This window comes from Acinetobacter sp. YH12226, assembly GCF_013417805.1.
In the GTDB taxonomy this organism is placed as follows: domain Bacteria; phylum Pseudomonadota; class Gammaproteobacteria; order Pseudomonadales; family Moraxellaceae; genus Acinetobacter.
The window spans coordinates 188,743-210,999 of record NZ_VPDG01000004.1 but is presented as its reverse complement, the minus strand read 5'-3'; the positions used below and the strand labels follow the sequence as shown (position 1 = coordinate 210,999).

Sequence of the window (22,257 nt, the reverse complement as noted above, 5' to 3'; positions counted from 1 at the left end):
CTTGTGGTTTATTGCAATCAAATGCTTCTGGCGACCTAAAATGACTCATTGAGCTTTCCAGGATGTATCGTGAGTCCACCAGCCATAAAGGAATAATCAGCCAGTATTTTACTTTTGAATAAAAATCACATTGTTTTTCTAAAAGTGAGTGACTAAAGTATCTGAATAAAACAGCGGCCTACACGCCCTGATCCAATAACGATAAACATGGAGCATACATGCGAACTTTATACCAGTTTCCTTTATCTCACTTTTGCGAAAAAGCACGTTGGATGCTGGACCATAAAGAGTTGTATTATGTTGCTCATAATCTGATACCCGGGGTACACCGCGCTTTTGCCCGTCTGAAAACAGGACAGAATCGTCTGCCTATTTTGCGTGATCAGGATCGATGGATCGCAGATTCCACCCAGATTGCTCTGTATCTGGATGATACTTATCCAGAACATCGTTTACTGCACGCGGAAGGATATTTTCGAAATAAAGCTTTAGAAATTAATGAAATTACTTTGGAATTGGGTCGTCATGTCCGTCGCTGGATGCTCTCCCAAGCACTGACTTCTGATCATGAATCTCTGGATATTTTAATTGGTGAGCAGGGCTATCTGCGCCAGTTTGAAAAATTTTCTAAACCTTTATTGAAAGCGATGGTCGCCAAGGGTTATGCATTGAATGAGGAAACCGTGGCGGAATCTAAACAACATATTGATGTTGCTGTACAGCAGCTCAATCAGATGCTGGTCAGCCAAGGTGGGCATTATTTTGTCGGAAATCGTTTAGGTCTGGCGGATATTGCAGTCTGTTCCATGTTGGCACCGCTTCTGGCGATTCCAGGTACGCCGTGGGAAAAAGAAAATTTTGAAACCTTGTCCGAAGAATATCGCGACTATCAGCAGTATTTGAATGAGCTACCACTGGGTGAATATATTTGCCGTATTTACCGAACCGAACGCAATGCACGGGTAGACTGGCGTGGTGTATAAGTTTAAATGCTAATTCAAGAATTAAAAAAACGCGCATGAAGCGCGTTTTTTAATGAGATTATGATTAACCCTAAGGATTAGTCTGGTCGATATCAATATTTTTAGTAAAATTATTGAGGAGTGAACCAAAATCAAATCCGGATGAAGAACCGCCACTGCCGATATTCTGAATTGTATCTTTAATGCCCGGCAGGATAGCAGACAGATCAATATTGGAATCAGTCGTACCCACACCTTGGACAAGATCACCGAGGTCAGGCAATTCAATCGAAGAGCCACTACCAACCAACTGACCAACACCTTCGGCAATACTGCCTAAGTCAAAGCCGTTTGAAGCAGAGGAAATACCTTCGATCATACCACCCAGATCCAGATCGCTACCGAGATTGAGATTGCCTAATAATCCACCTAAATCTATGCCATTTGAACCATTCGCAATCAGACCGCTCAGTAAGTCAGTGAAGCCACCGACATCAAAACCACCTGTTGCATTTCCGCCTACAAAGCCGCTAATTAAATCGGTAATAGCACCAAGATCAAAATCACCGCCTGCATTGCCACCGATTAAGCCACCCACCAAGCCTGCAATTGCTCCAATATCTATATCACCTAAACCGTCAGAACCACCGATCAGACTACCGACCAATTCAGCAATTTGTGCGATATCCATCTCGCCATTGCCGCCGATGAGGTTGCTGACCAGACCTGCGATGGCACCGATATCTACACCGCCCAATCCGCCAGAACCGCCGATCAGGCCACTAACCAGTTGAGCGATTTGCGCAATATCAATCTCGCCATTGCCACCGATTAAGCCACCCACCAGACCTGCAATTGCTCCAATATCTATATCACCTAAACCGCCAGAACCACCGATCAGACCACCGACCAATTCAGCAATTTGTGCGATATCAATCTCGCCATTACCACCAATCAGGTTGCTGACCAGACCTGCGATGGCACCAATGTCTACGTCACCTAAACCGCCAGACCCACCAATCAGACCACCAACGAGCTGAGCGATTTGTGCGATATCGATATCGCCATTACCGCCGATCAGGTTGCCGACCAGACCTGCGATCGCACCGATATCAATATTGCTTGAACCACCGATTAAGCCACCAACCAGTTGAGCAATTTGCGCAATATCGATATCACCATTACCGCCAATTAGGTTGCCGACCAGACCTGCGATGGCACCGATATCAATATTACTTGAACCGCCGATCAGGCCACCGACCAGTTGAGAAATTTTACCAATATCAATATTGCCCGTACTGCCGCCCAATAAGCCGCCCACCAGTTTAGAAATAGCCTCAAGATCTAGGCTGCTGCTATTGCTCCCCATTAAGCTCTTTAATAAGTTGGTGACCTGGGTAATATTAAAGCTACCGCCATTGGATTGGGTTAAGCTACTGATCAGGCTTTGAATATTTAAACTTGAGGCATTCGAACCAGAAAATTGAGTTAATAAATTGCTGAGATTTGTCGTACTCAGGCTGCTTCCAGAAAGGAGATTATTTAATAATGAGCTGACTGAAGGTTGAGTATTGGATCCGGTGAGATTGCCAATAAGATTGGTGAGGGTACCTGATGTCGTTCCACCGAATAAGCCGCCCAATAAGCTCTTCGTTTGGGTTTCGACGGTTAAAACAGGACTCACTTTTGTTTTTATCAAGCTTAAAAGTTTAGAAGCCATGACCGTTCCTTGTGTAATATTTTTGAAATGCGCTATTTTTGTTTTTAAAGCGCCTTTGTTTTAATCTATTTCTATACACTTGTAAAAGATGGACGGTTAAGTCGTGTAGGGGCTGACAGGAATAGCCTATCTGTTGCCGTGTTTACCCAATTTAAATAATTTAAAAATAAAGATTTAACGTAAAATACCATTGGTCATATTTTTAATTAATGCGATTAACGGTCATTTAAACCCTCCTGAAAACCGTATTTATAAAATGAAATCCCATTTGGAAAAAAATTTCAGAATATGAAAATTTTGTGAAAAATAAATAAATATTGTATAACAGAGATGGCGCAAAATTTTCTGCATGTATTGATTATTGATATAAGAGTATAAAAATGGAACTGGATCGTTTCGATAAACATATTCTAGAAATATTGACCCATGAAGATGTCAATCTGAATGAACTGTCCGAGCGGGTGAATTTATCTGTCAGTTCGGTGCATCGCAGGATCAAACACTTAATCGATCATAATATTATCAGTGGCTTAAAACGTGAAATCAATTACCAGAAATTAGGTTTCAGCCTGCATGTGCTGTTACAGGTATCCTTAAGCAAACATGATAGCGATACTTTTGCTAAATTCCTGGAAGAACTGGAAAGTATTCCCGAAGTGATTAATGCCTTTTTGGTCACCGGTCAGTCTGCGGATTTTATTGTCGAAGTGGTGGCAAGAGATATGGAAAATTATAGTGAAATCCTGCTTAAGCGGATTGGAAAAATTGAGCATGTGGTGGCACTGCATTCCAGTTTTGTGATTAAAGAATATAATGTCTTTAACTGTAGCGGATTACTCAATAAAGTTTAATCAAAGCTAGGGTGGTGGACAGCCATAAAAAAAACGCACCCTAAGGTGCGTTTTTTGAATCAGACATATTTAAGCATCAAGTTCTGCTAAAACTGCGTCTGAGAATTCAACGTTGGTATAAACGTTTTGTACATCATCCAGATCTTCAAGCATATCAATCATTTTCATGATTTTTTTCGCTTGATCGATGTCTGTGATTTCTGCTTTGGTTGAAGGACTCATCACTACTTCAGCATTGTCAGATTTTAAACCTGCAGCAGTTAAAGCATCTTGAACTTCACCGAAGGCTTCAGGTGTGGTAATGACCAAGATATCATCTTCAGTGACTTCGATGTCTTCAGCACCTGCTTCTAATGCCACTTCCATGATTTGATCTTCCAAAGACACATCTTCAAAAGTGATCTCACCACGTTTCGTGAACAGGAATGCCACCGAACCATTGGTGCCTAAGTTACCATCAGTTTTAGAGAAGCAATGACGTACGTCAGGCACAGTACGGTTCAAGTTGTCAGTCATGGTTTCAACAATAACCGCAACACCACCTACACCATAACCTTCGTAGGTCACTTCTTTCAGGTCGTCGTTATCTTCGCCACCAGCACCACGTTGAATGGCACGGTTGATCACGTCACGTGTCATATTCACTGATAATGCTTTTTCAACCACAGCACGTAGACGAGGGTTGCTTGCAGTATCTGGACCACCAAGCTTTGCAGCAGTGGTTAATTCACGAATGTATTTGGTAAAAACTTTACCACGACTCGCATCTTGTTTTGCTTTGCGATGCTTAATATTGGCCCACTTGGAATGACCCGCCATGCGAACTATGCTCCTTGTAGATTGGCTGTATGCCTATCAGAATGCCGAAATTCTACCATAAGCGTTTTTTTAAAAAAAAGTGCCTGGATTTGAGATTTCAGGATAAAAACAAAAAAAGTGCAATATCGAGGAAAAATAGAAAGAGGATAGGGAGATTTATAATTCTATTTATACATTGATATAGACAGATGACTTGGACATAAAAAGCGAAATCGCTGATTATGTCCGTGCTTTTCTTTTAAAAAGCTTATTCTGGAATAACGATATCCAGACCAACCTTATCTTTATACAGTTGTTTGATCAAAGCCAGGTCATGCACAAGGTCTGTCGGATAGATCTTGCCAAGAATGCCACCTTGCTTGGTTCTGGAATTGGCGTATAACAACACGATCGGTACATTGGCAGCCTTGGCAATATGCCAGAAACCGGTACGGATCGGTTTGCGTGCTTCACCCTGTTTGGCTCGTGTCGCTTCGGGAGCAATGACCAGATTGAACTTTTCATTGTTCTGAAAATGTTCCACCATCTGGGTCACGATATCTTTACTGGCCTTGCGGTCAACCGGAATACCACCCACAGCGTTTAATAGCGGTTTGAAAGGTCCTTTAAATAATTCTTTTTTGATTAAGGTATGTACCTTGAGATCATAGATCTGGAACAGGGCAATTGACAGTACCGCATCCATCATTGAGGTATGTTCGAATCCAATAATGACCTGTTTGTCTTCAAGCACATCTGGTTCGACATGATATTGCCAACCTGCAAGTTTAAATGCAGATTCGCCAAGGAATTTGTTTAGCATAAGTACGGAGAAGTAAAAGCTGTATGTAGAGAACTGCATAATTTCATCTTGTTCGCCCATACAGTCAATAGGCTTTCCAATAAAATCAGCGAATAATGTAAAAATCTATGATTTATTCATCTTTTTAAGCTGCAAAATTAAGAGTTAATATATATAAATAAAATAATATTAATATCTTAAAAATATCAGTAGATACAAAAAAAGTCTTAAAATGATGAAAAAATGACTATCCAGAGCACACTTTAGTTATTAGACTTTTGTCGAAGAAGAAGACTGATACAGGTCTTTTCTATTTTCTTATTCTTTCTACTCTGAGATTGAAAAGTATGACGTACATGACAGCCTTCGTAGTCTCCCTATTGATTTTTGCGCTTATAATTGTATGGTCTTTGATCGAAATTAAGCAGGATTTACATAAAGACGAAGAAATGAAGTCTGAATTCTAGTCATTCTATCTTCTTTAGTTCTAGGCTATTCCTTTAACATTGCTGCCTGAGCAATAAAGAATTTTGATACCTTATAGATATACTAAGACCTTAAATCTATCAGTTTTACGCTTAGTAGACCGGATTAAATTCAAGATAAAGGCTCATTTATCTTAAATGATGCAGCATGTATCTCATTTTTCTATATGCCTCCTATACTGAAGTCTTAAGTAACTGAATTTTGACTAAGACAAGTCGCCCATGATTGCTGCCTAAATGTTCAAGCAGTTATAAAAGCACTTGTCTTTCCAAAAAATCTTAGCTAGTATTCATGACGCCTGAACTTATTGATAAATAAAGTTTTCAGCATATAGGGCCTATAGCTCAGTTGGTTAGAGCAGCGGACTCATAATCCGTTGGTCGACAGTTCAAGTCTGTCTGGGCCCACCATATAAAACAACCACTTACGTGCATTAATCGTAAGTGGTTTTTTGTTTTTGGATATTATGAAATCTGAAGTAAGCAATTCACTTAATTGATCGTCGTTCTTATCTCGAAGGACTTAAAATGGGTTGCCTCCACTGATAATGAACTTTTCTAGTTTGCCTTTCAATAAAGATTCTTCGTTACCAGCTTAATAAAAAAGCATCTCCCTCAGATATTACTTTTGTTATCTAAATTCCATAAACATCCTCTTTAATCAAAAAAAAAGTTCATATTTATGAAATAATTGTGATGTAGTTCAAAGAATATCTGCAAAAAAAGTGAAAAGTAGATGAAATGCATTTTACAACTGAAAAAATTATGCTAATTAATATGAGATGATTTTTTAGTCAAAAATCATGATGTTTCAGGACGGAATATCTTAAGAAGCGTATTAAAAAAATGATTAAACAGGAGTTTCAATGATGCTTCAGCTTTTAAGAAAATTGTTTTGTTTGCATATTTATGAATATGAGCAAATGCAAGAAATCGGGGAACACAGGGAGTGTCGTAAGTGCGGTACGAATAAGGACTAAAGTTTTTACAAGAAAAATGAGCAATGGCTCACTTTTTTTATGCTTGTCATGGGCTAATTTCCGTTAAAATTAAAGGGAAATTTCAACACGATAAACAGGAATATGAGCAAAGATTTTCATGCAGATACCTATATCGTCGACAGCAACCTGGCAGATACGCTGCACTGGCTCAGCCTGCATCAAGATAGTTATGACTCCTTTAGCTATGATGCAGTCACGCAAGCGCTGATGGTGCATCATGCCAATGGAGTAGATCAAATCCGAGTCGGAGATTATCTCAATGCCCGTTATGGCATTTTAATTACTGCACATAACTTTTCTGCGAGTTCATCAACTTAAACAGTGATTAACTTGCCATTGCATCTGTAGCCAGACTGCGAACACTCGGTTTTGGCTGTTCTGCAACTAAACCTAATTTTGCAAAAAGTTGCTGATCCCGGCCTTGGGATGTATTAGGGGTCGTCAGCAGTTTTTCACCAGAGAAAATAGAATTGGCACCAGCCATAAATGCCAAAGCCTGATCTGAATCGCTTAAGGATTCACGCCCTGCAGAAAGGCGAATATAGCTTTTAGGCATCAACAAGCGTGCTACGGCAATGGTACGAATCCATTCAATCACATCCAGTTTTTCTACATCTGCCATCGGTGTACCTTCAATCGGCACCAACATATTAATTGGCACAGATTCAGGATGAATTGCCAGAGTTGCAAGTTCATATAACAAACCAATTCGGTCATCACGACTTTCACCCAGACCCACAATACCGCCACTACAGACTTTCATACCAGCCTGACGTACATGATCCAGAGTATCCAGACGATCATCAAAGCTACGCGTGCTGATGATATGTGAATAGTATTCACGAGAAGTGTCCAGATTATGGTTGTAATAATCCAGTCCCGCATCTTTCAAGCGTTCAGCCTGAGATCCATTTAGCATCCCCAGTGTCATGCAGGTTTCCAGACCGAGTGCTTTAACTTCACGTACCATTTCCAGCACATAAGGCATATCGCGTTCATGTGGGTTGCGCCATGCAGCCCCCATACAAAAACGTGAACTGCCTGATGCCAGCGCCTGTTTGGCTTCCTGAATCACTTTATCGACTGCAATGCGTTTTTCAGCTTCCAGTTTGGAATCATAATGCGCTGATTGTGAGCAGTATTTACAGTCTTCAGGACATTTACCGGTTTTAATTGAGAGCAGGGTACTGACCTGAACGGTATTGGCGGTGAAATGTTCACGATGAACCTGTTGCGCCTGGAACACTAGGTCCATTAAAGGCTGCTGATAAAGTGCTTGTATTTCTTCACGTGACCAATCATTACGTACCGCATCACTACTGTTCATCTCTTTCCCTATCTATGCTTATTTATCATTCGGTTCATCTTAATAAAAATTCGACCTTGCTTCACTAGCAAAATATGACCTTATATAAATGACAAAGCCCACACGAGGTGAGCTTTGTTTTTCAGTTACCAGATTATTTATTACTCTGATTTCCATGAATATCCTGGCCATGCAGATCACTACGGTGCTGTTTGTTAAACACGCGCTGATCCTGTTCATGCTGATTGTTTTTTGGGGAATTAATCGGGCCATGTTGCGGCTGCTGCTGTTGTTGCTTCTGCTGGTCATGCTGAAGCTGCTCCAGCAGTTCTTGATTTGGATTTTTTGATGACATCATCTTTCCTCCACTTCATTTCTGACTATTTTTATTTATGCCATAGTCTGAAACATGGGTGTGTAAGGCTTTTAAGTGAAACTGTGACGCTAGGTAAAGATGGAAAATCAACTGGATTTTGCCAGTTGTTCTTGAATAGCCCAATCGATATGTACCTGCACAATTTCATCATGTTGATTACGCTGTTGCTGAAGGGCCGGAATAATCTGCCCATCAAAGGGTGCATTGCCCAAACCAATGGCGATATTGCGCATAAAGCTTTGATAACCCGTACGACGCATCGGACTGCCTTCAGTCGCACTTAAAAAGGTGGCTTCATCCCATTGCCATAAATCCAGTAAACTCACTTGATCCAGTCCATGCCGCGGATGAAAATCCTCTATCGAGGTCACTTGGGCGAAACTGTTCCATGGACATATCAGCTGGCAATCGTCACAACCAAAAACCCGGTTACCAATTCCGCGTCGCAAATCTTCTGGAATAATGCCTTTATATTCGATGGTCAGATAGGCGATACAGCGGCGAGCATCTAACATATAAGGCTCGACAATGGCTTGAGTCGGACAGATGTCGATACAGGCAGTACAGGAGCCACAATGTTTGGTCGCGGGTTCATCAAAGGGCAGTTCCAGTGAAGTAAACAGTTCACCCAGTACAAAGAATGAGCCTGATGTTTTATGAATCAGCAGGGTGTGTTTACCTGTCCAGCCCATGCCGGCACTTTCAGCCAGCGATTTTTCAAAAATGGGTGCAGAATCCGCAAAAGGACGTGATTCAAAATCTCCGATTTTTCCCCGGATTTTTGTCGCCAGGGTTTTCAGACGACCACGCATAGTCTTATGATAATCCCGGCCACGGGCATAACGCGCGATAATGGCAGAGTTGGGTGCATAAGGGATATAACGTGGTTGTGGTGCCTCGACCAGATAATCCATACGCACACAGATAATGCTGCGTGTGCCGGGAACCAGTAAAGCAGGATTGGCACGTTTTTCCAGATTTTCTTCCAGAAACTTCATGTCACCATGATAACCACGATCCAGATATTCCTGTAAGCGTGCTAATTCTGCTTGAGCATCTGGTTTGGCAATGACACAATCAGAAAAACCCAATTCTAAAGCCTGCGCTTTAATCCAGGCTTTCATCTCGGCTGTATCTTGTTGATAAACTTGAATTTGCGCGTGAGAATTGGGAGTTGTCATAAACCAAAGACAGGGAATAAGAAATGCAGCAACAAGTTTACCATAGCCACGATCTACAAGCATGGGAGCAGCGCTGGTTTCAACAGCAAAATAGTTCCTACGGTTTAATGCAACAAGTCGCCTGGGGGATTAGTCAGCGACTGATCACTTTATTTTCCCAGCAAAAAATAAAAAAAATAGCGGTCTGCTGTGGTCAGGGCAATAATGCCGGCGATGGTTATCTGGTGGCCAAATATCTCAAACAGGCGGGATTCAATGTTGATATTTATGCGGCTGAGTTAGGTAATTCCAAAGATTTGGCATCGGCTGTGCAGGAAGCCCAGCAGGCTGGTTTGCAGCCTTATTCGCATTTTGATTTCCAATCCGAATATGAGGTCTATATCGATGCCTTATTCGGAATTGGTCTGAACCGTCAGCTGGATTCTGACTGGCAAAATATTATTCAAATGATCAATCAGAAAACTGGACTAAAAATATCAATCGATATTCCGAGTGGACTGGATGCCAATACCGGCCAGCCTTTGCCTGTTGCGATCAAAGCTGACTATGCTTTCACAGGTTTAGGGCTCAAGGCAGGATTGTTTACCGGACAAGGCAAAGAATATGCGGGCAAGATCGAACTAATCTCTGCTATTCCAACAGACGCAGAAATTCAACCGATTGCCCAGCTTGCATCACATCAGATCCAATTACCCAAACGCCAAGCCTTTGGTCATAAAGGTAGTTATGGTCATGTCTTGGTGATTGGTGGACATGCCGATATGGGCGGTGCTGTGATTATGGCAGCAGAAGCAGCATTTGCTGCCGGAGCAGGTAAAGTCACCATCGTTTGTGATGCAAAACACCACACCGCGATTTTGTCACGTGCACCGAATATCATGCTGCGTGATATCAATCTTTTAACTCAGGAACAACGCCAAGCACTGATTCAGCAGGTCGATGCAGTGTGTTTTGGTATGGGATTAGGTCGTGATCGTGGGGCAAAAGCGCAATACGAAATCTGGTTTGAGCTGATTCAGCAATCTGATCTAGAGGTTATTTTGGATGCAGATGCGCTGTGGTTTTTAGCCCAACAGCCGCAAGTTTTGAATTCCAAGACCTATGCGACTCCGCATCCTGGGGAAGCAGCCACGTTACTGGCATGTAGCACTGTGGAAGTCGAAATGGATAGGATTGCAGCTATTCATGCCCTGCAACAAAAATATCAGGGACAGTGGGTGCTAAAAGGTTCAGGATGCCTGATTCTGGAAGAAAGGCTTTACATCTGCAATGCCGGGAATGCCGGTATGGGAACTGGCGGAATGGGGGATGTGCTGGCCGGCATGATTGCCAGTCTAAAGGCGCAATTTGCACAAACCATCCATTTGCATGAAATTGTGACGCTACATGCTCTTGCAGGTGATGAACTGGCCAAAAATGGCCAACGTGGTTTGCAGGCTCAGGATATGAAACATGCGATTTATCAGGTGGTGAATCGCTAAGGAGAATAGTGTGCCAGTCATCAAACTGAATATTTCAGGCCAAGTACAAGGAGTCGGATACCGCTACTGGTTTGCCGAGCAGGCTCAAGGACTTGGACTGAAGGGACATGTGCAGAACTTAAGTACGGGTGAAGTGGAGGCTGTGATGGTTGGAACAGATTCTCAGCTTCAGGAAATGATTGCACGAAGTTGGCAAGGGCCTGCTCGTGCAACTGTACAAGCGATTATTCAGGAATATCTGAAATACGATCTAAATGTTCAAGACTTTAAAATATTGCGTTAAACCTTAGCGACGACGGCTGCTGACACGACTACGGCCACGTGCCATACCGCCCAGCGCATTCAATACCGCCATTTTACTCATACTGCCTGAAGCATGAGCATGACAAATGGCAGCAGCTAGGGCGTCGGCAGCATCCTGTTGGGGTTTGATGCTGAGTTTTAGAATATTCATCACCATCATCTGCACCTGTTCTTTATCGGCAGCGCCATAACCCACCACTGACTGTTTGATCTGGCGCGCGGTATATTCAGCGACTTTCAAATCCAGATTGACCAGTGCAGCAACAGCAGCACCACGGGCTTGCCCAAGTTTTAAGGCAGAATCCGGATTTTGTGCCATAAAGACTTGTTCGACTGCAGCTTCAGTGGGACCATAAAATTTTACAATGCGCTCCACGCCGGCAAAGATCCGTTTTAAACGTTCAGGCATTTCTGTCGTTTCTGTTCTGATGGTGCCGGCATCAACAAAAGTCAGTTTGGAGCCGTCTTTTTCGATAATTCCGTAACCGGTTAAACGAGAACCGGGGTCAATCCCAATAATTAATGACATGCCCGCACTTTAAAAATAGAATAATGCCCATATTGTTACATAAGCGTATCAAAAAAGCTTGATCCTGATGAAGCAGTTGATTCCAGCATCCTATTATTTATTTTACTGAGATTAGATTAATTTTCATGAAATTATTTCTTATTATCCTTGCAGGCTTAATCCTAGAAGTATTTGTCTGGATTGGCGTGGGTGACCTCGTCGGGAGCATGTGGTACGTATTTTTCTGGTTTGTGGCCGCATTTTTTATTGGTATGAATCTGATCCGTAAATACTCGGCCGGTGTAATGCCACAAATGCAGCAAATGCAGATGGGACAGATGAGTGCAGATCCTGCATTAACAGGAAATTTACCTAAAATTCTGGCAGGTTTCTTTCTGCTTATTCCTGGATTGATTACCGACGTATTGGCAGTATTGATGCTCATTCCAGCGGTTCAGCAGGTTTTTAAGGCTGCTATAATGAAAGCGATGATGAAACGTCAGCAACTCATGATGGAAAAAATGATGGGTGGCATGATGGGCGATATGGGTGGTGCACAAGGCCAGAACCCATTTGCCGAGATGATGCGTCAAATGCAGGATATGCAAAATCAGCAATCAGGTCGCGGTGATTCCACCATTATTGATGGTGAAGCACGTGAAGTGAGACCTGAGGCGAAAAAAATTGAAATGAAAGATATCAATCCAAAATAAATGTTTTATTTAAAAAAACTCTATTTAAGCCGAATCTGATGATTCGGTTTTTTTATTGGAACTTTCTAATGTCTTTTAACAAACGTTATAATATATTTTTATAAATTTACCTTATTTTAATGTCTCTGCTTTTTACGATCTGTCTCCTGCATTTTGTTGCTCAACTCAGTCCCGGTCCCGATGTTTTGCTCATTGCCAAAAGTGCCGCATCCACCACACGCCAAAATGCTCTGAAAGTTATCGCAGGGATCTCTGCTGGTATTGTGGTTTGGGTAGTGCTGACACTTGCGGGTTTTACCGTGTTAATTGACCAGTTTCCATGGATTCAGCAAGCCTTAATGCTTTTGGGTGGTATATTCCTGGCCAAAATGGGATGGGCCATGTTAAAGGGTGGTGTACATAGCTTTAAAAATAGACATCAGACCGACGAAGATACAAATGGACAGGTGCAAGCTAAAAATTATTTTATGTTGGGCTTATGGACCAATCTTTCTAATCCTAAAACGCTGATCTATTTTAGTAGCGTATTTTCACTGGCTTTAAGTTCGTCTGCTTCCGATTATTTGAAAGCACAGTTAGCGGTAATTATTTCCTTGCAGACTTTTATCACCTTCACTTTATTGATGCTGTTGATTTCCCAACCAAAAATTAAAATCTTGTACCAGCGTTCGGGGAGTTATATTGATATGATGTCAGGCGGACTATTTCTGCTATTTGCATTGTGGTTATGGTATGAAGCACTTATTCTGATGAATTAAGGAGGGTATCTTCATTTAATGCTGGAGATATTGGTGAGGTCGGGGAAGGAGAGGCTAAATTGTCTGGTGTTTTAACCGCCGTTTGATAACGATTAGGCTTTAAGGTGGTTTCAGTATTTTCAGAGCCTTGATAACTGCGACTACGGTTAGCGCGCTCACGCAATCCACCTTTTTTAATTAACTGAACCATGGCACATCTCTCATTCAAATCCACAGCTATTGTAAATCAAAGCTGGATTTGATGAGGCTATTTTTCGCATCTCTATTTGAATTATTTAAGAGTAATAAAAAGACTTGTTTGAACTAACAGGTCTTTGCTGTGAGATGCATGAAATTAGCGAAGTCTTTTATCTTCTTCTTTTAAAACGTCGAGTAGAGAGTGTTGTATAGGAACTTCTTGTTGTGATTGCACATACAAATGCACGACTTTAAATACGATTGCTGTAACGAGGCAGGCCACAAGACAAAAAATCCAGAAACCAAAAGGGCTGCGAATATGATGTGAGCCACAGTTTGAGCATGATTTTTCTGTAGAGTCGACTACTTTTTCGCAGCAAGCACAATGATATTGATACTGCATTGTTCTTCTCCCAGGATGTTATCCTTTTTATTCTTCGATCATGAAAGATGATTCAATTGGTTTTTTATCATAGGTAGAGCAGCATCAGCTTGCAATAAGCAATTGCTGATAATTACATAGAGACAATAGAGTATAAAAATTCATTACACAAGCAGTAGGATTTTCTTAAAATGTAAGAAATATTTTCATTAATCAAATAATAACCAATGAATTAAGAGTTAATTCTCTTGAAAATATACATAATAAAGCCCGCATCAAGCGGGCTTTATTTGAGCTAGTCTAAAACTTACTGCCCAGAACGGATGATGTAATCAAAAGCAGACAGTGATGCCTTGGCACCTTCACCGGTGGCAATGATGATCTGCTTGTACGGCACTGTGGTACAGTCACCTGCTGCAAATACACCTTTCACATTGGTTTCGTTGCGGTCGTTAATCACAATCTCGCCACGGTTAGTTAATTCAACTTGGGTTTCTTTCAGGAAGTCCGTATTTGGCAACAAACCGATTTGCACGAAGATCCCCGCCAGCTCAACCACATGCTCTTCATCCGTAGCACGGTCTTTGTATTTCAGTGCAGTCACTTGTGAACCATCACCAACCACTTCAGTCGACAAGGCATTCTTGATCACCGTAGTGTTTGGCAAGCTGTTGAGCTTGTCTTGCAACACCTGATCCGCACGCAGCTTGGTATCAAACTCCACCAGCGTTACATGCTCAACAATCCCTGCCAGATCAATCGCGGCTTCTACACCCGAGTTACCGCCACCGATGACCGCAACACGCTTGCCTTTGAACAGTGGACCATCACAGTGCGGACAGTAGGCTACACCACGGGTTTTATATTCCTGCTCACCTGGAACATTCATCTCTCTCCAGCGTGCGCCGGTCGACAGAATCACGGTTTTCGATTCCAGTTTGGCCCCATTTTCCAGAGTGACTTCAACTAAACCGTTAGATGTTTCATCCGCACCTTTGATGTTGGAGACACGTTGCAGGTTCATGATGTCGACACCATATTCACGTACGTGGGCTTCCATCTCGGCTGCAAACTTCGGACCTTGAGTTTTTTGTACAGACGTGAAGTTTTCGATGTCCATGGTATCCATGACCTGACCGCCCATGCGCTCCGCCACGATCCCGGTCTTAATGCCTTTACGCGCTGCATAGATGGCTGAAGTATTGCCTGCAGGTCCACCACCAATCACCAGGACATCAAAGGTGTCTTTGGCATTCAGCTTTTCAGCATCTTTGGCAGCGGCATTGCTATCCAGCTTGGCGATAATTTCTTCCAGTGTCATACGACCCTGACCAATATGCTGGTTGTCCTGGAATACCATCGGCACCGCCATGATCTTGCGTTCTTCCACTTCTTCCTGGAAGAAAGCACCATCAATCATGGTCGCTGTAGTGCCCGGGTTATAGATGGCGATCAGGTTGAGTGCCTGAACCACATCCGGACAGTTATGGCAGCTTAAGGATACAAATACATCGAAATTAGATTGAACACCTAGGCTCTTGATATTCGCCAGAACTTCATCTGAAACTTTCGGTGCATAACCTGAGGTTTGCAACAATGCCAGGATCAGTGAGGTGAACTCATGGCCCATTGGCAAGCCTGCAAAGAACACACGCGGTTCCTCACCTTGTTTGGCAATCCCGAAACTTGGCGCACGTGCATTGGTCCCGTCAAAGCGTGCAGTGACCAGGTCAGACAGTGCAGCCACTTCGGCAACCAGTTCCTGGATTTTGGCTGATTTGTCAGAGCCATCTAAAGTCGCGATCAGTTCAATCGGGCCTTCCAGGCGTTCTAATAAGGTTTTAAGTTGAGCTGAAGTATTTTGGTCTAACATTGCTAACGTCTCCAAAGGAGTAAATGTTTATTTGATAACAGGATATTAAATGAATTGCATAAATAGGTAAAACAGTTTGTTTTTATTTTATTGATCGGATTTACAGATTTATTGAAAAATTCATCATTAATTTTAAAATTCTATATGGCGGTGAAAGATTAATTTTCAAGTAGTTTAGAGCAAGAATAAGGATTTTCAGCTAAGATTAAAACAAGATATTTGAGACTTGAATGATGGAATTACGACGCGGTATTTATCAACATTATAAGGGACAGCTTTATCAGGTGTTCCATGTCGCCACGCACAGTGAAACTGAAGAAAAGCTGGTAGTTTATCAATGTCTTTATGGGGATTATTCAATTTGGGTACGTCCTTTAACGATGTTCACTGAAACCATTACCACCAACGATGATCGTGAAGTGGAGCGTTTTAAATTGATTCAGGCACTTTAAGCCCAACAGACTCAGGGAAGAGTGATGCAAAACTCAGATGAATTTGAAATATTCATGCAAGAATTATATGAAAAATTTCATAGGCATGATCTTAAGCAGGCAGATCGCCTGCACCGATACCGGAATATAGAGCCAGAATCCGGTCAATTTTTGTCTATGCTGATTCGTGCACAACAATCCAAAAATATTCTGGAAATTGGCACCTCTACTGGTTATTCCACCTTATGGCTGGCAGAAGCGGCTCGGCAGACTCAAGCCATGATTACAACACTTGAAGTTGATGCAGAACGGGTTACTCAGGCAAAGCAATATGCGACAGAAATAGATCTTGCAGACTTAATCAATTTTAAAGTGATTGATGCTCAAGTTTATCTGGAGGCAGAACAGGAAATATTTGATTTTATCCTGTTAGATGCTGAACGCGATGATTATGTCAGTTACTGGCCACATTTGAGTCGATTACTTAAAGCAAAGGGCGGGTTACTGGTAGTTGATAATGTCATTTCACATGCAGCAGAAGTCGAAGAGTTTATTGCCTTAATTCAGCAAGACCCACGTTTTATCATGAGTAGTGTACCCATAGGCGCAGGTTTGCTGATGGTGGGATTTCGTTAAATGGATTCACTTCAATCCATGCAAATTTTATTAAAATGTAAATTATATTCGAGATACTTTTCTACGAATGCGGCTTTGTCTTGGCGTCTTAACAGGTTGTCATAAATAAATTCAGGTACGGGATGATACAGCTCGGCATGACCATTACTGTATACAATTTTCAGGTGGCGGCTTGAGGGATTGTATTTCCAAGAAATCACGGTAAGCAGTTTTTGCATATGCGTTCCTCCACTGAATATTTCTTATCTTATCATTTGAACTTATGCCATATGGCTCTGCAGATGTATAGCTCAATTGTAAGAATCGGTAAGGATTATGAGAAAGCGAAGCAAAAGATATGCCTGAATTTTTATATGATGGATCAAGAAAGAAATAGGACTGCAATATTTAAAGTCCTAATAAAATAATTTAAAAAAATAAACTCCCGTATTGCACTGACATAAAAGTTCAAACCATAAAAAACCACGCTAAAAAGCGTGGTTTTTTTGAATCAGTTCAATCTAATTAAAATTAGATTTTACCCACTAGGTCGATTGAAGGAGCAAGAGTTGCATCGCCTTCTTTCCATTTAGCTGGGCAAACTTCGCCTGGGTGAGCGTGTACATACTGAGCTGCTTTAACTTTACGAAGAAGTTCTTGAGCGTCACGGCCGATACCACCAGCGTTGATTTCAACGATTTGGATTTTACCTTCTGGATCGATCACGAAAGTACCACGATCAGCAAGGCCGTCAGCTTCGATTAATACGTCAAAGTTTTTAGCAAGAGTCCAGTTTGCATCACCAACCATTACATACTGGATTTTTTTGATTTCTTCTGAAGAATCGTGCCAAGCTTTGTGAGTGAAATGCGTGTCAGTAGAAACTGAGTAGATTTCAACGCCTAGTTTTTGGAATTCAGCGTAGTTGTCAGCAAGGTCACCAAGTTCAGTCGGGCAAACGAAAGTGAAGTCAGCTGGGTAGAAGAATACAACAGACCATTTGCCTTTCAGGTCAGCTTCAGTAACTTCAATGAATTTGCCGTTTTGGAATGCAGTTGCTTTAAATGGTTTAACTTCAGTATTAATTAAGCTCATCATTGTCTCCATGATTGAGGTAGTCTTTGATTTTGAATAAGAGTATCGAAATTTTGGTTGATGCTAAAATGGTATTTTTACATTACAAACATCGGAAAAACCGAATTAAGTAAAAACGCGCCACTTTGGCAAAATCGCTTTGTTCATTGAGCAGCATCAAGATGATGGCCTGATGACAAAATTATCTCTTTTTCCTCGTGCTAGCAAACATGATGTTGAAACCAAAAAATTCAAGGGTCAATTCGGAAAAAAGCATAATTTCCACAAAATAATTTAAATATCAATTCCAAACTTGGACTTATGATTAAATCTAATCAGGGAAACTCATGCGTGTCATTTAGATATTTTGACAGGTTTATAGTGCGGAATTGAGAGAAATCAGGCAGCCAAAGCCAATTTGTCCGGCACTTAACAGAACTACGACTATCTGAAATCTAATGAACCAAGTAAAATAAACCTTTCCGGTTTTTTGATGTGGGTGTTTTCTCTGTGCAGAGTCATTTAAATGTAGATCAATGGATAATGGCGCGTGACCGTCACCGTTTAAATCGACTGAAAAAAGGGAAAGACGCAGATGCTAAGCAGTATCAGGAATTATTTGAAAAATCCAATCTGAAAGTACGGCAACGGCTTGAGCGTCTTCCGAACATCAAGCTAAATCAGGATCTGCCGGTAACCCAGTATGCTGACAAGCTGATTACCGCGATTCAAAAGCATCAGGTTATTATTGTAGCTGGTGAAACCGGTTCTGGTAAAACCACCCAGTTACCGCAAATTGCTATGCTGGCTGGACGTGGCCTGACCGGAATGATCGGACATACCCAGCCGCGTCGACTGGCAGCCCGCAGCGTATCACAGCGTATTGCCGAAGAAGTTGGCGAAAAACTCGGTGAATCAATTTCCTTTAAAGTACGTTTTACGGAACAGGGTTCACAAGACTCAATTGTGCGTTTGATGACAGACGGTATTTTACTGGCCGAACTGACGCATGACCGATACCTGACCAAATATGACACGATTATTATTGATGAAGCGCATGAACGTTCACTGAATATCGACTTCATTATGGGTTATCTGAAGCAACTGTTGCCGCGTCGTCCCGATCTGAAAGTCATCATTACTTCAGCAACCCTGGATGTAAACCGTTTTAGCAGTTACTTTAATGGTGCACCAATTTTTGAAGTGGAAGGCCGCAGCTTCCCGGTAGAGCTGCGTTATCGCCCGATCTCGGAAATGAGCATTGGCGGTAGTGATGATGATGAGTTTGATGATTTTGAAGAAAACCTGCCTCGCGCTGTGGTCAAAGCAGTCGAAGAATGCTTTCAGGATGCACAGGAAAAAGGTCATCCCGAACATGCCGATATCCTGATTTTTGCCAGTACCGAGCAGGAAATTCGCGAGTTACAGGAAACCCTGATCAAACATGGGCCACGCCATACGGAAGTATTAACTTTATATGCGCGTCTGGCGCTGGCCGAACAGCAGAAAATCTTTAATCCTTCTGGTGGCGGGCGACGCATTATTATTGCCACCAACGTAGCAGAAACAGCTTTAACCGTTCCGAATATCCGGTATGTGATTGATAGCGGTTTTGCCCGTATTTCGCGTTATAACTATCGTTCACGGGTGCAACGTCTACCAATTGAAGCCGTTTCTCAGGCAGCCGCGAACCAGCGTAAAGGTCGTTGTGGTCGTATTGCGCCGGGTGTCTGTATACGTCTGTATTCTGAGGAAGACTTCCTGAGCCGTCCTGAGTTTACCGAACCAGAAATAAAGCGAACCAACCTGGCATCTGTAATTTTGCAGATGCAAAGTCTGGGCTTGGGTTCACTCGAAGATTTTGATTTCATCGAACCACCAGATCATCGTTTGGTCAATGATGGCCGCAAGCTCCTCATTGAACTGGGGGCAATGGCTGAGAAAAATTCTCCTAAAACTGAAGATGATCAAGCAAATCCCTCTCTTGCGTCGCATAACGCCTCACCCTTTGAGAAAGGGAGACTTCAAAGCAGTGGCTTAACCAAGATCGGTCAGCAAATGGCGAAAATGCCGATCGATCCACGTCTGGCCCGCATGATTCTTGGTGGTGCACATTTTGGCGTGCTGAATGAAGTGCTGGTGATTGTGGCCGCACTTGCAGTTCAGGACCCGCGTGAACGCCCTGCGGACAAGCAGATGCAGGCGGATCAGAAACATGCACTATTCCGTGAAGCCGATTCTGATTTCCTGTTCTATATCAAGCTTTGGGAAACGCTACACAATAATCGCGAAAGCATGAGTGAAAATAAGCGCCGTACTTTTGCGCGTAATCACTTCCTGAGCTGGCTGCGTTTACGTGAATGGAAGAAAACTCATGAGCAGCTGGTGGATTTGGCTAAGGGTTTAAAACTGTCATTTAATGAAAATAAAGCCAGTTATGAGAATCTGCACCGTGCCTTGTTGACCGGTCTCTTATCATTTATCGCCAACAAGACCGATGAGCGTAATGTTTTTATGGCGGTGCGTCAGCAAAAAGCACGGATTTTCCCAGCTTCTACCTTGCACAAGACCAATACGCCGTGGGTGATGGCCTTTGAAATGGTCGAGACTTCCCAGGTGTATTTGCGTACCCTAGCCAAGATTGAGCCGGAATGGATTCTGCTGGCCGCGCGTGACTTGCTCAAGCATCATTATTTTGAACCGCACTGGTCGAAAAAAGCCGGTGTGGTGAATGCCTATGATCAGATTTCATTATTTGGTCTGATTATTGAGCCGAAACGCCCAATCAATTATGAAAAAGTAGATCAGGCGGCCGCGCATGAAATTTTCTTGCGGGATGCTTTAACTACCGGTCATCTAGGGATTACTCCACCATTTTTAAAGCATAACTTGCTTAAACTGGAAGAAGTCGAGCGAGTAGAAGACAAGCTGCGCCGTCGTGATCTGGTTGTTGATGAAGAAACCATTTACCAATTTTATGCCTCGAAAGTGCCGCCTGAAGTGGCCAGCCGGCGTAGTTTTGAAGACTGGCGTGCCACAGTAGAGCCCCAGAATCCGCGTTATTTATTTGTCGATGATGATGCGCTATGGCTGAATGACCGGCCGACGACACAACAATTTCCGGACTATTTGCACAATGGTAGCCTGCGTCTGGCTGCAACCTATCGTTTTGACCCGAGTCATGATGAAGATGGCGCGACAGTTAAAATTCCCCTGCAAGCCTTGGCCCAGGTCGATGAAGGTATCTGGTCATGGGGAATTCCCGGCTGGCGTCTGGAGCTAATTGAAGCATTGCTAAAAGCTTTGCCGAAGGATAAGCGCCGTAATCTGGTGCCGATTCCGGATACTGCACGAAAGCTCATGGCAAAAGTGGATGCGCAGGATTTACAGAAACATATTTTTAGTTTCTTGGCATTCCAGTTGCGTGGTGACCAAATTACTGAGAAAGATTTCAGTTTTGACCGGGTAGATCAATATCTGTTGCCATTTATCAAAGTTACTGATGAAAAAGGCCGTGTTATTGAGCAGGGGCGTGATCTGGCAGAGCTGAAAGCACGCTGCCGGACTGAAACGCATAGTCCGGTCAAACAGCTCAAAGGCGAATTTAAAACCTTCCCGGAAAGTTTTGTCTTTGAAGCTTCGCAAAAAGTCACCGGTGTCGTGGTCAAGCAGTATCAGGCGCTGGTTCCGACCAAAGCCTTCGCTGCGCTGGAGCAGAAAGATAAATCGGGTGTGGTGATTCAGACCTTTAATGATCAGGCTGAAGCGGTCAAAAAACATCGTGAAGGGGTGATCCGACTGGTGCATATGCAACTCGGAGACTTGACCCGTCAGTTGAAAAGACAGATTTCCAAACCTTTGGCGCTGGCTTATTCACCACTTGGTGATAAAGCGCAACTGGAACAAATGTTAGTTTATGCCACACTACATATGTCCATTAATGAGCTGCCTGTCAATGCGCAAGAGTTCCAAAAGCTAGTTGAAGATGTAAAAAAATCTTTCCTGACTTATGGCCAAGTTGCCCTGAAAGAGATCACGGATATTTATATCCAGTGGCAGGAAATCCGCCGGAAATTACTGGTTTTAGACCATTCTGTGTTTGAAAAAAATATCAATGATATTGAAGATCAGCTTGATTTAATGAGCCTTTCTGACTTTGTATATCGTAAACCTTCCGATGTGTGGAGCGAATTTCCACGTTATTTAAAAGCCTTGATCTTGCGTTTAGAGCGCTTGCCCAATAATCTACAAAGGGACAATTCCGCCATTGACCAAATTGATCAATGGATGGAAAAATTATTCAAGTTTAAAGATGACCCTCGCCTGAAAGAATTGTATTTCATGGTCGAGGAGTTAAGAATCTCATTGTTTTCACAACCGATGAAAACAAAAGCACCTGTGTCTCCAACTCGCTTGCAAAAAGTATGGGATCGTCTTGGAATCAGTTAAGATATAGGTAA

General features: G+C 42.4%; 22 protein-coding genes and 1 tRNA gene. 11 read left to right on the top strand and 12 right to left on the bottom strand.

From position 1 onward, the window contains the following. Positions 1 to 218 precede the first annotated feature (218 nt). A complete protein-coding gene (locus FTV08_RS06905; protein ID WP_004645522.1) occupies positions 219 to 983 on the top strand; it encodes a glutathione S-transferase family protein in 765 nt (254 codons plus the stop codon). A 70-nt stretch (positions 984 to 1,053) separates the two neighbouring features. On the opposite strand, the gene FTV08_RS06900 is transcribed toward FTV08_RS06905, so the two are convergent. Then, the gene (locus FTV08_RS06900) at positions 1,054 to 2,682 is read right to left on the bottom strand and encodes a hypothetical protein (protein ID WP_180086937.1); all 1,629 of its coding nucleotides are present in this window, start codon (positions 2,680 to 2,682) and stop codon (positions 1,054 to 1,056) included. Between the two features lie 380 nt (positions 2,683 to 3,062). On the opposite strand from FTV08_RS06900, the gene FTV08_RS06895 reads away from it, so the two are divergent. Next, positions 3,063 to 3,533, top strand: a complete 471-nt coding sequence (locus tag FTV08_RS06895) for an Lrp/AsnC family transcriptional regulator (RefSeq protein WP_004645518.1) — start codon at positions 3,063 to 3,065, stop codon at positions 3,531 to 3,533. A 69-nt stretch (positions 3,534 to 3,602) separates the two neighbouring features. On the opposite strand, the gene FTV08_RS06890 is transcribed toward FTV08_RS06895, so the two are convergent. Further along, positions 3,603 to 4,352, bottom strand: coding sequence for a YebC/PmpR family DNA-binding transcriptional regulator (locus tag FTV08_RS06890; RefSeq protein WP_004645516.1), 750 nt, complete (start codon positions 4,350 to 4,352; stop codon positions 3,603 to 3,605). 247 nt (positions 4,353 to 4,599) lie between these two features. Continuing rightward, on the bottom strand, positions 4,600 to 5,154 hold the full coding sequence (locus FTV08_RS06885; RefSeq protein WP_180086961.1) for a 1-acyl-sn-glycerol-3-phosphate acyltransferase: 555 nt from the start codon (positions 5,152 to 5,154) through the stop codon (positions 4,600 to 4,602). A gap of 798 nt (positions 5,155 to 5,952) precedes the next feature. On the opposite strand from FTV08_RS06885, the gene FTV08_RS06880 reads away from it, so the two are divergent. Beyond that, positions 5,953 to 6,029 (top strand) — tRNA-Ile (locus FTV08_RS06880). Positions 6,030 to 6,700: 671 nt separating this feature from the next. Continuing rightward, complete coding sequence (locus FTV08_RS06875; protein ID WP_034438286.1) at positions 6,701 to 6,937, top strand: hypothetical protein; 237 nt, start codon at positions 6,701 to 6,703, stop codon at positions 6,935 to 6,937. Between the two features lie 7 nt (positions 6,938 to 6,944). Here FTV08_RS06875 and bioB read toward each other — a convergent pair whose 3' ends face one another. The 3 genes from bioB to queG form a co-directional block, all read right to left on the bottom strand. Then, positions 6,945 to 7,946 carry a biotin synthase BioB gene (bioB, locus tag FTV08_RS06870; protein ID WP_004278930.1) on the bottom strand — a complete coding sequence of 334 codons (1,002 nt, stop codon included), beginning with the start codon at positions 7,944 to 7,946 and terminating at the stop codon, positions 6,945 to 6,947. A gap of 133 nt (positions 7,947 to 8,079) precedes the next feature. Further along, the gene (locus tag FTV08_RS06865; protein ID WP_180086936.1) at positions 8,080 to 8,283 is read right to left on the bottom strand and encodes a hypothetical protein; all 204 of its coding nucleotides are present in this window, start codon (positions 8,281 to 8,283) and stop codon (positions 8,080 to 8,082) included. A 104-nt stretch (positions 8,284 to 8,387) separates the two neighbouring features. Then, positions 8,388 to 9,482 (bottom strand): tRNA epoxyqueuosine(34) reductase QueG, encoded by a 1,095-nt coding sequence (gene queG, locus FTV08_RS06860; RefSeq protein ID WP_180086935.1) that lies wholly within the window; start codon positions 9,480 to 9,482, stop codon positions 8,388 to 8,390. Positions 9,483 to 9,505: 23 nt separating this feature from the next. On the opposite strand from queG, the gene FTV08_RS06855 reads away from it, so the two are divergent. Together FTV08_RS06855 and FTV08_RS06850 are read left to right on the top strand one after the other, a co-directional pair. Then, the gene (locus tag FTV08_RS06855; RefSeq protein WP_180086934.1) at positions 9,506 to 10,963 is read left to right on the top strand and encodes an NAD(P)H-hydrate dehydratase; all 1,458 of its coding nucleotides are present in this window, start codon (positions 9,506 to 9,508) and stop codon (positions 10,961 to 10,963) included. Positions 10,964 to 10,973: 10 nt separating this feature from the next. Then, entirely contained in the window at positions 10,974 to 11,246 is a 273-nt protein-coding gene (locus FTV08_RS06850; protein ID WP_180086933.1) for an acylphosphatase, read from the top strand. A 3-nt stretch (positions 11,247 to 11,249) separates the two neighbouring features. Here the strand turns inward: FTV08_RS06850 and ruvC are convergent, their stop codons facing one another. Further along, on the bottom strand, positions 11,250 to 11,795 hold the full coding sequence (ruvC, locus tag FTV08_RS06845; RefSeq protein ID WP_004278925.1) for a crossover junction endodeoxyribonuclease RuvC: 546 nt from the start codon (positions 11,793 to 11,795) through the stop codon (positions 11,250 to 11,252). A 125-nt stretch (positions 11,796 to 11,920) separates the two neighbouring features. On the opposite strand from ruvC, the gene FTV08_RS06840 reads away from it, so the two are divergent. Together FTV08_RS06840 and FTV08_RS06835 are read left to right on the top strand one after the other, a co-directional pair. Next, the gene (locus FTV08_RS06840; RefSeq protein ID WP_004278924.1) at positions 11,921 to 12,487 is read left to right on the top strand and encodes an FxsA family protein; all 567 of its coding nucleotides are present in this window, start codon (positions 11,921 to 11,923) and stop codon (positions 12,485 to 12,487) included. A gap of 119 nt (positions 12,488 to 12,606) precedes the next feature. After that, complete coding sequence (locus FTV08_RS06835) at positions 12,607 to 13,245, top strand: LysE family transporter (RefSeq protein ID WP_180086932.1); 639 nt, start codon at positions 12,607 to 12,609, stop codon at positions 13,243 to 13,245. Here the strand turns inward: FTV08_RS06835 and FTV08_RS06830 are convergent. The 3 genes from FTV08_RS06830 to ahpF form a co-directional block, all read right to left on the bottom strand. Then, complete coding sequence (locus FTV08_RS06830) at positions 13,229 to 13,435, bottom strand: hypothetical protein (protein ID WP_005106537.1); 207 nt, start codon at positions 13,433 to 13,435, stop codon at positions 13,229 to 13,231. The genes FTV08_RS06835 and FTV08_RS06830 overlap by 17 nt on opposite strands. Before the next feature lie 144 nt (positions 13,436 to 13,579). Beyond that, positions 13,580 to 13,825, bottom strand: coding sequence for a hypothetical protein (locus FTV08_RS06825; RefSeq protein ID WP_180086931.1), 246 nt, complete (start codon positions 13,823 to 13,825; stop codon positions 13,580 to 13,582). Between the two features lie 286 nt (positions 13,826 to 14,111). After that, positions 14,112 to 15,677 carry an alkyl hydroperoxide reductase subunit F gene (gene ahpF / locus FTV08_RS06820; protein WP_180086930.1) on the bottom strand — a complete coding sequence of 522 codons (1,566 nt, stop codon included), beginning with the start codon at positions 15,675 to 15,677 and terminating at the stop codon, positions 14,112 to 14,114. A 233-nt stretch (positions 15,678 to 15,910) separates the two neighbouring features. Here ahpF and FTV08_RS06815 point away from each other — a divergent pair, with 233 nt between their 5' ends. Further along, entirely contained in the window at positions 15,911 to 16,129 is a 219-nt protein-coding gene (locus FTV08_RS06815) for a DUF1653 domain-containing protein (RefSeq protein WP_034438283.1), read from the top strand. Between the two features lie 24 nt (positions 16,130 to 16,153). Continuing rightward, positions 16,154 to 16,744 (top strand): O-methyltransferase, encoded by a 591-nt coding sequence (locus FTV08_RS06810; protein ID WP_071851972.1) that lies wholly within the window; start codon positions 16,154 to 16,156, stop codon positions 16,742 to 16,744. 11 nt (positions 16,745 to 16,755) lie between these two features. Here the strand turns inward: FTV08_RS06810 and FTV08_RS06805 are convergent, their stop codons facing one another. Then, complete coding sequence (locus FTV08_RS06805; RefSeq protein WP_004645498.1) at positions 16,756 to 16,962, bottom strand: KTSC domain-containing protein; 207 nt, start codon at positions 16,960 to 16,962, stop codon at positions 16,756 to 16,758. A gap of 292 nt (positions 16,963 to 17,254) precedes the next feature. Then, positions 17,255 to 17,818, bottom strand: a complete 564-nt coding sequence (ahpC, locus tag FTV08_RS06800) for an alkyl hydroperoxide reductase subunit C (protein ID WP_004278916.1) — start codon at positions 17,816 to 17,818, stop codon at positions 17,255 to 17,257. A 489-nt stretch (positions 17,819 to 18,307) separates the two neighbouring features. Here ahpC and hrpA point away from each other — a divergent pair, with 489 nt between their 5' ends. Continuing rightward, positions 18,308 to 22,246, top strand: a complete 3,939-nt coding sequence (hrpA, locus tag FTV08_RS06795; RefSeq protein ID WP_180086929.1) for an ATP-dependent RNA helicase HrpA — start codon at positions 18,308 to 18,310, stop codon at positions 22,244 to 22,246. Positions 22,247 to 22,257 lie beyond the last annotated feature (11 nt).